Source organism: Desulfosporosinus sp. I2, from assembly GCF_000960765.1.
GTDB lineage: Bacteria > Bacillota > Desulfitobacteriia > Desulfitobacteriales > Desulfitobacteriaceae > Desulfosporosinus.
Genome location: NZ_JYNH01000153.1, coordinates 1 through 11241, shown reverse-complemented (window position 1 = coordinate 11241; position 11241 = coordinate 1). Strand labels below are relative to the sequence as shown.

Here is an 11241-nt window from a genome sequence, read left to right as displayed (position 1 = left end):
GGCCTCGCAGGCCAACGAAAGCTTAAGTCTGGGAGGTCATTTGCTCTATCTCAGTCCTTGTCGCAGAGATGAGGCTGAATTCATCCAGCAAAATCGTCGAGGACAATCTTCTCTCTGGCCTTATGCTATTTCCGGAGATCTACCCATTGTTCTTGTTCGAGTCAAAGAACTTGAACATATTGAGTTGGTTCGGCGACTTTTAACGGTTCATGAGTACTGGAGACTTAAAGGGCTGTTTGCAGATTTAGTGATTCTTAATGAGGATGAAAGCGGATATGTTCAAACCTTCCAAGATAGCCTCCGAGATTTAATTTCGATGGGGCATGCTCGGGATCTTTTAAATCACCCAGGCGGCGTTTTTCTGCTGCAGAAAGACCATGTTCAAGCTGAGGATGTGGTTCTTCTCTGTGCTGTGGCAAGAATTGTTTTCGCTGGAGAGGGAGGATCGTGTACTGTTCAAATCCGCAAAAAGGGAAAACTTATTAAGACTAAAGTAGATTCTCAATCCAGTCTACATGACCGTGCTCTCAAAGCCACCCAAGAAAGTATCCAAGATTACCGCGTAGAAGTCATTGGACAATCTATGGGTCATTTGCTTTTTGCTAATGGATACGGCGGGTTTAGCGAAAATGGTGAAGAGTATATTATTAGACTACAGGAAGGGATGAACACGCCACTTCCCTGGATTAATGTGATTGCCAATCCTAAGTTCGGTTTTCAAGTGTCCGAAGTAGGGGCTGGGTATACATGGTCTCAAAATAGTCGGGAATATAAGCTGACTCCTTGGTCCAATGATCCGATTATGGATTATTCGGGAGAAGTCCTTTATTTGCGTGATGAAGAAAGTGGGGAATCTTGGTCTGTTGCGGCTAATCCGAAACGTGGAAAGGGTTCTTATACAGTGCGGCATGGTCAGGGGTATTCAATTTTTGAACACTTTAGTCATGGCTTGGAACAATCAATGCGCCTATTTGTTCCGGTTGTGGAACCTGTAAAAATCGTTGAATTAACACTGAAGAACACGACGGACTATGAAAAGTGCTTGAGCGCCATTTACTATGTCGAGTGGGTTCTAGGAGTTGCGCGCGAGTATACTGCTCCGTATTTGGTGACGGAATATGACCGCAAATGCAATAGCTTCTTTACGCAAAATACTTATCAGGAGGAGTTTGCGGGTCATATAGGATTTTTGACAGTCTTTGGAGAGTCAGTAACCAGTTATACCGGAGATCGTACAGAGTTTATTGGACGAAACAGAAGTTTAGCCGATCCTTTGGGCTTGGAACTGGAACTTTTGTCTGAAACAGTGGGTGCTGGGCTCGACCCTTGTTCGGCAATGCAGCTAATCTTCACAGTTTCTCAGGGCCAAAGTAAGACGATTACCTTCTTACTGGGTGAAGCTGACAATCGCCAAGAAGCTGAAAAACTTATTTCCTTATATGGACAATCAGGACAAGTTAGCAAGGCATTTGAGGAAGTGACACACTACTGGAATGAGTTGCTAGGAGCAGTTAAGGTGTCTACCCCAGATATTTCCATGAATTTGTTACTTAATCGCTGGTTGCTCTATCAAACCGTCGTCTGCCGATTATGGGCTCGTTCAGCGTTTTATCAATCAGGAGGAGCCTATGGCTTTAGGGATCAACTCCAAGATGTGATGGCTCTCGTTTACACGACTCCCCAAGCGACCCGAGAACAAATAATTCTGCATTGTGGGCATCAGTTTATTGAAGGGGATGTTCAACATTGGTGGCACGCTGGTAAAGGAAAAGGGATTAGAACGAAATTTACGGATGACTTGTTATGGTTGCCCTTTGTAACGGCTTACTATATCGAACGCTCTGGGGACGAAGAAATTTTGGAAGAAATGATTGGATTTTTAGAAGATGAGCCTCTTAAAGAGGATGAGGATGAACGATATTCGATTCCGTTTAGTTCCCTTGAACAGGGTAGTGTGTATGAACATTGTATTCGTGCGATTGAACGAGGGTTGCGTTTCGGAGAGCATGGGTTACCTCTGATCGGATCAGGAGACTGGAATGACGGATTTAGCCGAATAGGCCCTAAAGGAAAAGGGGAGAGTGTATGGTTGGGGTGGTTTCTCTACCTAACGTTAATTCGCTTTGCAGGAGTATGTGATCGTCATCAGGATCTTGAGAGAGGAGATAGATACCGTCATATAGCCAAGGAACTTCAACAAAATATGGAGCTACACGGCTGGGATGGTGGCTGGTATCGACGAGCGTATTTTGATGATGGTACCCCCTTAGGTTCTTCTCAAAATCCAGAATGTCAAATTGATGCCATTGCCCAATCTTGGTCAGTTATTTCTGGTGCAGCAAAAACTACCCGTGCAAAAGATGCTATGTTAGCCTTAGAGCACTATTTATGGCGTAAAGAAGAAGGGATTCTTCTCTTACTAACTCCACCTTTCGACAAGTTCATACCCAACCCTGGTTATATTAAAGGATATGTCCCTGGGGTCAGGGAAAACGGTGGTCAGTATACACATGGTGCTGCTTGGGCAATCTTGGCTTACACAAGTTTGGGAGAAGGGGATAAGGCTGGAGAGTTATTTCAGATGTTAAGTCCCATTCATCATGCCCGTACTGAACACGAAGTCAATCGCTACAAAGTTGAACCCTATGTTATGGCAGCAGATGTTTATGCTACGTACCCACATGTTGGACGGGGTGGTTGGACGTGGTATACTGGAGCAGCAGGATGGATGTATCAGGCAGGGTTAGAGGGAATCTTGGGATTTACACGACAAGGAGATAAACTGTTCTTAAAACCTTGCATTCCGAGTCGCTGGACGGGTTTTCGTCTGACATATCGATATCATTCGACTCAATATGAGATTATTGTTGAAAATCCTAGAGCTAGAATGACAGGGTGCCAAAGCATTACTTTTGATGGTGACAACTTACAGGAGCCTGTCATATCATTAAAAGACGACAGTTTAGTTCACACGGTTCGTTTAATATTATAATGGCGTTAAAGAAAATCTAGGGGATTTAAGCCTGCTATTTAAGGGGGGAGAGGATGACTAGAAATGGATTTTTATCGCGCTTTATCAGAACATTACGATCAATTATTCCCATTAAAAGGACCACAGAAAACATTTTTGCGCGACTATTTAAAGCAGGAAGCCCTGACCTCTGTATTAGATATTGGCTGTGGTACTGGGACATACGCTTTAGAAATGAGCCAAATAGGTGCTCAAGTGCATGGAGTGGATTTAAGTGATCAAATGATTGAGATTTCCCGAAGAAAAGCGCAGGCCAATAAAAGTAGCGCTACATTTTCAGTCGCGGATATGCTGGATCTCAGGGGGATAAAAGAACGGTTTGATGGGATTGTTTGCTTAGGTAACACGTTGGCTCATGTGTCTGGAGAAACAGAGCTTAAACAGGTTTTGGAACAATTTAGGGAAAAGGGAACTCACTTATTAATACAAATTGTAAACTACGATCGGATTTTAGCTAAGCACGTTAAGGAACTACCCATCATCCGGACAGACAAGTTCATATTCTACCGATTTTACACGCATCGCCCGGATGGGATTATCGAGTTTTCTATGAAACTAGAATTTCCTGACACAAGTCAGATATTATCTGGTGTTAATCTTTTATACCCCATAAAAGACGATGTACTCAGGAAGGCGTTGTTAGAGAGTGGTTGGAACGTAGTAGAGCAGTGGGGAGACTTTGAGAAAGCACCGTGGACTGTCGATTCTCCGGCAACCATCCTATCTGCAAATGTAATTTGAAGGTTAAAGAAAACTTGGCTGGCGCCCGAAGACACTGTCTTCGCACGTGTTAGCTTAGCGGAGCGAAGACACAGTCTTCGCACGTTTTAACCTTCTTGCAGCCTTGGCGAAGGCGGCTGCCTTAGTTGCCCTTATGCTTCCAGACGAAGACAATATCTTCGCACGTATTAGCCTTCTTGCAGTATGTAACGAAGTTATACTTTCTGACTAGTATTAAAAATCCTAAGAGCCTTTCAGAATCTGAAGGCCCTTAGGATTAATTACTATGTGTGACTATTTTCGTTGCTTGTTTAATTAAAAGCTCACACTCTTTTTAAGTCTTTCATAAATTGCTTTACGCACTCCAATCATAGTAACAACAATGAGGTTTTCCGGCGCAAAGACCGTATAAATTACACGATATTCCTGACTCCCACTTCGGAAAGAAATTCGAAAGGTTTCATAATGCGGACCTCGGAGCCGTTTATGCCCGTAGGGATCCTGTTCTAGGCACTTAAAAACTGAAGGAATTTCTCGTAATTCTTCTTTTTTGAGAATAGCTAAATCATGAACACAACGTGTCGTTAACATGACTTTATAAATACTATGGTTATCTTTATTATTAATACCAAGAGAGGCTACTGTCTGATTATCCCAGCATCTAATGGATTGGCCATTTCTGTGAGCTCTATAAGCATCTTCTGATAAGCGATCGAGTACAGCACTAAGTTTTAATTTGCGTTCTAAGAGATTGTTCTTTAAACAATCCCCCATACATCCTTTGGCTAACAAGTCGTTAATAATCAGATCCTCGAAAAAATCCGAAAGAGGTTGAACTGATCGCTCTGCAGTACGAACAAACACTTTTCCTTCTGAGTCTACACATAAATCAAGCGTATCCTCCGCAACCAGTCCGAAAAGCTTTCGCAACTCGCAGGGTAAGATAATTTCCCCTTCTGTGCCAACCTTAACGCTATAAGTTTCCATAACTTTTCCCCCTTTATCTTATAGTATATTATAAGACGTCTATAAATTACAACAATATTATGAATATTCAATTAACTTATTTGAGATCTCTTCTAACTAGTTAGTCGTTATACAAGGGGTTTAAATTCTAGGATTAATAGCTTAGTATATTTAAGAATTCAAATATAAGCCTTATAATTGAGTTACAAACACTTAAGAAGCGGAAATTATTTTTAATGGGGGAGACTAATGGGTAAAAAAACTATTATGTTGTTAAGAAGGGGTCGAAGATTGGAATCTTTAACAATTGGACAGAATGTCAAGCATCTGTTATGGGTTTTAAAGGAGCTGTATACCGAGGATTTGAAACGAAAATCGAGGCTCTTAAGTGGCAAAATCATCAAGATGGGTTGACTGATCAGATCGAAACTATCAGTCAGGATAAATCTTGCCATTCGATTAGTCCTGTGGATTTTGAAGTTTATACGGATGGTAGTTATATAAATGGCAGATATTCCTATGGCTATGCCTTCATCAAGGATGAACAGGTTGTTCTTGAAAGTAAAGGGGTAGGCGCAGATCTTGAAGCAGCAAAAATGAGAAATGTTGCAGGGGAAATAGCGGCTGTCCAACACGCTGTGGAGCGGGCAAAGACTATGGGGGTACGTATCTGTATTTATCATGATTATTCTGGTATTTCTGAATGGGTTAATGGTAATTGGCAAGCGAAGAATAAGTTTACTCAAGCCTATGTGTCGTATATGCGGGAAAACCATGACTATTACGAATTAAAAAAGGTCACCGGTCATAGTGGAAATCGATTTAACGATTACGTAGACCGGCTAGCCAAAGAGGCTCTCGGGATCAAACCATAATTATAAATCACTAAATAAAAAGTTGCATATCTGAATCAAGGGCATTAATTAGGTAGTCTTTTGCTGTAATAATTTCGACTTCGGGTAGTAGTTCCTCTTCCTTAAAACCCATAACCTCAACTGATAATTTACACCCGTAGAATTTAACCCCTTTTTTCCGAGCACCATTCAGAAAGTCTGTTAGAGAAGGGGTTTTGTCATCTTCCATCATCTCCAAGAGCATTTGCTTTCCAAGACCCACCATGTTCATTTTAGAAAGAGGTAGCTCTTCTGGTCCCTTTGGAGTAACCATGCCAAACATTTTTTCATAAACAGTTTTATCGGCTAAAGTAGCTTTTTCGGGGTCGCGAATGATGAAAAGTCCCCAAAACGCGAAAAACATGGTGACATCAACCTCTAATTCCCGTGCTGTATTAGCAAGAATAAGGGCGGCCAATACCTTATCATAATCTCCGCTAAACATGAGTAGGTTCATTTTTTTATTCACTGTTAGCACCCCTTTAAATTCTTATGATACAAACTCTATTATCTGTAGAATAAGAATTTATATAACAACTTTAAAAGAAAGTTGTGGGATTTCTAACAATGCGTTCTATTAGATCAATTAAAACATCAATTTCACTGAAATCATTGTATAATCCGAAGCTAAGCCGAACCACACCTGGGCGGGGAGCTTCTGCACTTTTCTTGTAAAATTCCATTTGTTTCGGAGAAATAGCTAGCAACTTTTGGATATAGGGCTGTGTGCAAAAACAACCCGTTCGAACCGCAATTCCTGCATAGTTTGAGAGAATATGAGCGACCCTATCGTGGTCCATCCCTTTAATATTAAAGGGTATAACGCCAATCCGGGGTTCTCCGGGGGCAGTCTGCGAATAAAGTGTGATACCAGGAATTAATTGAAGTTTTGAGTTGGCATACATGGTCAGTTGATTTTCATAGTGATCTATTGTATGCATGCCAATGGCTGTCAGCGTTTTAATCGCTGTCACTAAAGCTATGACACCGATGACGTTGGGGGATCCGGCTTCGTCTTTGTGTGGAGTATCTTCCCATACTACCCAATTATGGGTTACTACTTGTGCGGTGCCGCCTCCTACGAATTCGGATACCCTCTGTTTAAAGAGCTCCTTTGGTCCGATGAGGACTCCAATTCCAAAAGGAGCATACATTTTGTGTGCAGAAAAAGCTAGATAATCAATATGTTGTAGCGGGTTTTTGGGATTCATATTCACGGCATTATGAGGAACGAGTTGGGCCCCATCAACAAGTATTTTTGCTTTATATCGGTGAGCAAGCTCTGCTATCTTATGTATGGGGTTTACATATCCTGTGACGTTTGAGGCTCCTGTAACCGTAATAAGTTTCACATTTCCCTTATGTTTGATGAGCTTACTTTCAAGGTCCTCAAGACTCAATTTCCCCTTAGAGTCTGTCTCGACGTAATCTACTTTAAATTTACTTCTCCAAGGGAGATCGTTGGAGTGATGTTCCATCCAAGTTGATAGGACGACACTTTTTTTATCTCCATCCCAAAGTCGATAGGATAATTTATTGATCGCTTCGGTAGTGTTTTTTACATAAATGACGGTATCTTTTTGTGGATCGGCATTGACAAATTTAAGGATAATGGAACGGGCTTCTTCAAAGAGATTTGACGAAAACTGTGATTTGTACCCGGTCCCTCGATGAATGGAAGAATACATCGCAGAAAATTGGTTGACTTCTTCTAAAACAGAAACTAAAGGGGGAGTTGAAGCTGCGTTATCAAAGTTAATAGCTGTGGTATATCGACCATTTCGGATAGGAATTTTCGTATCAACTCCGACAATGAGAGGTCTATACATTGACCTTGACAACTTAAAGTTCAAATTCATCGAATCACTTCTTTCAGAAATTTATCTGTAGTATAGTATTTTATGGTGACGTGAAAGGTGAAAGAAGTTAACTACATGATATCTGTTCTAGTGAAACATACTAAACTAGGTTTCTAATCTTAGTAGAGATACATGGAGGTAGAAATGAAAAAATCAGGAGAGTTACAAAAGAAAACCAAAGGTCTCGCTAGTGCGAAGTATGATTCTAGAAGTGCTGAATTCAAACAACAACAAAAAAAAGTCAAGGATGCCACAGAAAAAGGGATGTAAATTTATTGTATCGAGGGACATTAAAGGGTTGCAACAACACTAGTTCACTAGTTTGTTACAACCCCATTTTTATCCAATAACTAACGGCTTGTTTATAAACTGTTAATTAGCGGATCGGATTATTAGTGGCATTCGTAGGTGCCTTTTTCTTATCATTATCGGAATTTGGTCGGTGATCATTAACGTTTGCAGCATGGGTTCTCGATTTGTCAGTTTTCTTATTGCTCATTAATTGTATTCTCCTTTATTAAGATATTTTTTGATGCCATCACATTTAGCGTTTCCGTAATTGTAACTATTGATGTAGTTGAGTGCAGCTAGAAAGTAATTGACTTATTTAATAATCTTAAGTTTAATAAGACTATAGAATAAGTCAGAATAGTATCATATATTCGGTATCAGAATAATTCAGGGGTATCGAAAGGAGCGTTGATTAATATGCCGTTTATAAACATACAAGGCAAAAGTATTCATTATCATCAAAGTGAGGTATTTTCTAGGGTTCAAACAACTGTCATTTTTGTACACGGCGCAGGAGGAACGTGGAAAAATTGGGCCTACCAATTATCTGGTATTGAGGGTTATAACCTCATTGCACTCGATCTTCCCGGACATGGCCGCTCAGAAGGATCTCCTGCCGATTTGATAAAAAACTATAGCGAGTTTATGGGGAGTTTTGTTCAAGCACTTGGCATAACACAATTTGTCATCGCAGGGCATTCCATGGGTGGGGCGATTGGTATGGAGTTCGCGTTAACCTATCCTGATGCATTAATAGGACTAATCATCGTTGACAGTGGAGCTAGGTTAAGGGTAAACCCCAAGACACTTGAAGTTTTGAGTAGGGGTGTGCACCCCATAGAAAATATCCAATATAGTTATTCTAGGGAAATCCTGGAAGTTGTCCGGAAACAAGCTATTGAAGAAATGAAAAAAATTCCAACTGGAGTATTCTTAGCGGATTTTAAAGCTTGTGACGGGTTTGATATACTAGATCGTATCAAGTCAATCAATCTCCCTGCTTTAGTCATTTGTGGAGAAGATGATCAAATGACCCCAGTAAAGTATTCGGAATTTCTTGCCCAGGAATTACCACAAGCAACAATTTCAATCATTAAGAGTGCAGGGCATATGGCTATGCTGGAACAACCAGATTTAGTCAATAAGTCGATCCAAGATTTCTTAGAAACGTCTGTCCTCGCTGCTCCTCCAAGGGTTAAACCATGCTGAAAGAAGTTAGCGCCTATATGAATGTGCCACTTTCTGATTATGATGAGGACATGCTACTTCATGTGGTGGATTTATTGAAAGAATTTTTACGAGAGCAATCAGAGATTATTCTTGAAGATACCTGGGATGTACAAAAAAATCAACGCATGCTTTATAAAAATGAGGACGGGAACTGGGAATTACCTAGCATTGAACCCTTAGATATCTCGCATAGTAAGGATTCTGAAATCGGAGAAATGCTGGAAGTTATGACGGTTGCTTTAACTGTAAAAGTTGAAGTTGGCAGCTAAAGAGGAAAAACGAGGTGTGAGAATTGGCAGTCAATGAGAAAATATTGCATAAAGTTAGGGCATTGCTTAATTTGGCACAGAATGGTGGCGACACAGCAAGTAATGAGGCACAAAGTGCGCTCTTAATGGCCCAACGTCTAATGGCAGAAAACGGGATCAATGAAGTTGAAGTTGGGGACTCCATAGAAAGTTCCCACCCGAAAGAAATTCTTGATGATTACGCTACAGAATTTGAAAAGTTATCATGGTGGAAAAAGAGCTTGGGAAGGGTCATTGCCCAAAATTTTAGGTGTTACTCTTATCTCAATAAGTGTAACGGATATACAAGACTTGCTTTCATGGGCCTGAAGGAGGATACAGAAATTGCGATCATCGCTTTTTCTTTTGCCACGGACGCCATCCGTGTTGGTGCGGATCAATTCATGAAGGTCCATCGTAAGGAGTATTTATTACATCATGGGCAACGCCAGGGGATCTCACAGCAAAGAGAGGTTCGAACAAATTATGTAGAGGGATGGATTTCGGGTTTAGAATCTCAATATAATGAGCAAGTCAGTAGGGAAGGGTGGGGACTAGTGTTAGCGAAAGATGAGTTAGTCACTCAGACCTATAAAGACATGGACTTAAAGAGAGGTCAGTCCTCTCAATATACTCGAGCCGAGAGTTCTGCTGGTCAAGTGGCATACGCTAAAGGGTATAGTGATGGTAAGGGTTTTAGTTCTGCCGCTCATGGAAGGCTAAAATGACCCGAAACCCCTATAAGTTATTATCAAACTTGCCATTTGGACAAACACCACTTATGATAGTAAGATGCTGAAAAAAGTATATTGAAGAGGTAAACTTAAACAAGTTACTTCTAATTAAGAGAGGTTGAATCCAAATGGCAAAAATTGATCTAATCGCAACTGCGGCATTTGGTTTGGAATCTATTGTTGCTCGTGAACTAAAAGGCCTTGGTTATGATGAGTTAGTTGTCGAAAATGGAAGAGTCTTGTTCACCACGGATGAATTAGGTATCTGTCGAACAAACTTATGGTTACGTAGCTCAGATCGTGTTCTGCTTAGAATGGGATCTTTCGAAGCCCGAACCTTTGAAGAACTTTTTCAACAAACAAAATCACTTCCCTGGGAGGAGTGGCTTCCAGAGGATGCGAATTTCCCTGTCCAAGGAAAATCTGTAAAATCCCAGCTCTTTAGTGTTTCTGATTGCCAAGCTATTGTCAAAAAGGCAATTGTGGAACGCCTCAAAGAAAAGTATGGCAGAAATTGGTTCGAAGAAACAGGACCCCGGTACCAGATTGAAGTTGGGCTTCTTAACAATAAGGTTACTCTGACCATCGACACGTCGGGGCCTGGTTTACATAAGCGCGGATACCGTCAACTGGCTGGAGAAGCACCTTTGAAAGAAACTTTAGCTGCGGCCATGATCCAATTAAGTTTTTGGCGTAAGGAGCGAGCTTTAATTGACCCCTTCTGCGGGACGGGAACCATTTCTATTGAGGCAGCTTTAATAGCACAAAACAGAGCGCCAGGACTCAAACGTAGTTTTGCTGCTGAAAAATGGCCCAACATCCCCAAAACTCTTTGGCAGGAAGCATGGCAGGAAGCACTAGATCTTTGGGAGCGAAATGTACCATTACATATCTACGGTTCAGATATTGACCCCAATGCTTTGGCTTTAGCCCGTAAACATGCCATTGAGGCGGGGGTAGACGAAGTCATCCATTTTCAACGCTTACCTGTAGCAGAGGTCCGATCTAGATTTAAATATGGACATATGATTGCCAATCCACCTTATGGAGAGCGACTTGGAGATGTAACTAAAGTTGAAGAACTCTATCGTGAACTGGGAGAAACGTTTAATCGATTGGATAATTGGTCTCTTCATATGTTAACCACCCATCAATTCCCTGAGCGATTAATAGGACGCCGATGGGATAAAAGTCGAAAACTATATACGGGGCGTCTTGAATGCCATTATT

The 11241-nt window shown here is 41.1% G+C and carries 11 protein-coding genes and 2 pseudogenes; 9 read left to right on the top strand and 4 right to left on the bottom strand.

Features of this window, described 5'->3' with window-relative positions:
• Both UF75_RS21945 and UF75_RS21940 read left to right on the top strand, forming a co-directional pair.
• A pseudogene (locus UF75_RS21945) lies at nt 1–2992 on the top strand (glycosyl transferase family 36); the annotation flags it as partial.
• Nucleotides 2993–3055: 63 nt separating this feature from the next.
• A complete protein-coding gene (locus UF75_RS21940; protein WP_045576688.1) occupies nt 3056–3772 on the top strand; it encodes a class I SAM-dependent methyltransferase in 717 nt (238 codons plus the stop codon).
• A 294-nt stretch (nt 3773–4066) separates the two neighbouring features.
• On the opposite strand, the gene UF75_RS21935 is transcribed toward UF75_RS21940, so the two are convergent.
• Nucleotides 4067–4738, bottom strand: coding sequence for an AbrB family transcriptional regulator (locus UF75_RS21935; RefSeq protein ID WP_045576687.1), 672 nt, complete (start codon nt 4736–4738; stop codon nt 4067–4069).
• Between the two features lie 254 nt (nt 4739–4992).
• Here UF75_RS21935 and UF75_RS30900 point away from each other — a divergent pair.
• Nucleotides 4993–5097: pseudogene (locus UF75_RS30900) on the top strand (RNase H1/viroplasmin domain-containing protein); the annotation flags it as partial.
• Nucleotides 5098–5184: 87 nt separating this feature from the next.
• Nucleotides 5185–5592 carry an RNase H family protein gene (locus tag UF75_RS21930; RefSeq protein ID WP_282433848.1) on the top strand — a complete coding sequence of 136 codons (408 nt, stop codon included), beginning with the start codon at nt 5185–5187 and terminating at the stop codon, nt 5590–5592.
• Nucleotides 5593–5602: 10 nt separating this feature from the next.
• Here the strand turns inward: UF75_RS21930 and UF75_RS21925 are convergent, their stop codons facing one another.
• Nucleotides 5603–6079: a DsrE/DsrF/DrsH-like family protein gene (locus UF75_RS21925; RefSeq protein ID WP_045576685.1), complete on the bottom strand. Its 477-nt coding sequence runs from the start codon at nt 6077–6079 to the stop codon at nt 5603–5605.
• 70 nt (nt 6080–6149) lie between these two features.
• The gene (locus UF75_RS21920; RefSeq protein WP_045576684.1) at nt 6150–7469 is read right to left on the bottom strand and encodes an aminotransferase class V-fold PLP-dependent enzyme; all 1320 of its coding nucleotides are present in this window, start codon (nt 7467–7469) and stop codon (nt 6150–6152) included.
• Nucleotides 7470–7613: 144 nt separating this feature from the next.
• Here UF75_RS21920 and UF75_RS30895 point away from each other — a divergent pair, with 144 nt between their 5' ends.
• Complete coding sequence (locus tag UF75_RS30895; RefSeq protein WP_282433847.1) at nt 7614–7739, top strand: hypothetical protein; 126 nt, start codon at nt 7614–7616, stop codon at nt 7737–7739.
• Nucleotides 7740–7845: 106 nt separating this feature from the next.
• Here UF75_RS30895 and UF75_RS30890 read toward each other — a convergent pair whose 3' ends face one another.
• Complete coding sequence (locus UF75_RS30890; RefSeq protein ID WP_282433846.1) at nt 7846–7968, bottom strand: hypothetical protein; 123 nt, start codon at nt 7966–7968, stop codon at nt 7846–7848.
• Nucleotides 7969–8177: 209 nt separating this feature from the next.
• On the opposite strand from UF75_RS30890, the gene UF75_RS21915 reads away from it, so the two are divergent.
• The 4 genes from UF75_RS21915 to UF75_RS21900 form a co-directional block, all read left to right on the top strand.
• Nucleotides 8178–8969: an alpha/beta hydrolase gene (locus tag UF75_RS21915; RefSeq protein ID WP_045576683.1), complete on the top strand. Its 792-nt coding sequence runs from the start codon at nt 8178–8180 to the stop codon at nt 8967–8969.
• Complete coding sequence (locus tag UF75_RS21910; RefSeq protein WP_045576682.1) at nt 8963–9259, top strand: hypothetical protein; 297 nt, start codon at nt 8963–8965, stop codon at nt 9257–9259. Before UF75_RS21915 ends, UF75_RS21910 begins: the two co-directional genes overlap by 7 nt.
• 23 nt (nt 9260–9282) lie before the next feature.
• Nucleotides 9283–10005 (top strand): DUF2786 domain-containing protein, encoded by a 723-nt coding sequence (locus UF75_RS21905; RefSeq protein WP_045576681.1) that lies wholly within the window; start codon nt 9283–9285, stop codon nt 10003–10005.
• A gap of 134 nt (nt 10006–10139) precedes the next feature.
• Nucleotides 10140–11241 (top strand): class I SAM-dependent RNA methyltransferase (locus UF75_RS21900; RefSeq protein WP_045576680.1); only part of this gene is annotated, 1102 nt, incomplete at its 3' end.

Excerpts from the sequence above, each read along its gene's own strand:
- UF75_RS21910 (WP_045576682.1), top strand. The coding sequence starts at position 8,963 with ATGCTGAAAGAAGTTAGCGCCTATATGAATGTGCCACTTTCTGATTAT.
- UF75_RS21920 (WP_045576684.1), bottom strand. The coding sequence starts at position 7,469 with ATGAATTTGAACTTTAAGTTGTCAAGGTCAATGTATAGACCTCTCATT.
- UF75_RS21915 (WP_045576683.1), top strand. The coding sequence starts at position 8,178 with ATGCCGTTTATAAACATACAAGGCAAAAGTATTCATTATCATCAAAGT.
- UF75_RS21940 (WP_045576688.1), top strand. The coding sequence starts at position 3,056 with ATGGATTTTTATCGCGCTTTATCAGAACATTACGATCAATTATTCCCA.
- UF75_RS21935 (WP_045576687.1), bottom strand. The coding sequence starts at position 4,738 with ATGGAAACTTATAGCGTTAAGGTTGGCACAGAAGGGGAAATTATCTTA.
- UF75_RS30890 (WP_282433846.1), bottom strand. The coding sequence starts at position 7,968 with ATGAGCAATAAGAAAACTGACAAATCGAGAACCCATGCTGCAAACGTT.
- UF75_RS30895 (WP_282433847.1), top strand. The coding sequence starts at position 7,614 with ATGAAAAAATCAGGAGAGTTACAAAAGAAAACCAAAGGTCTCGCTAGT.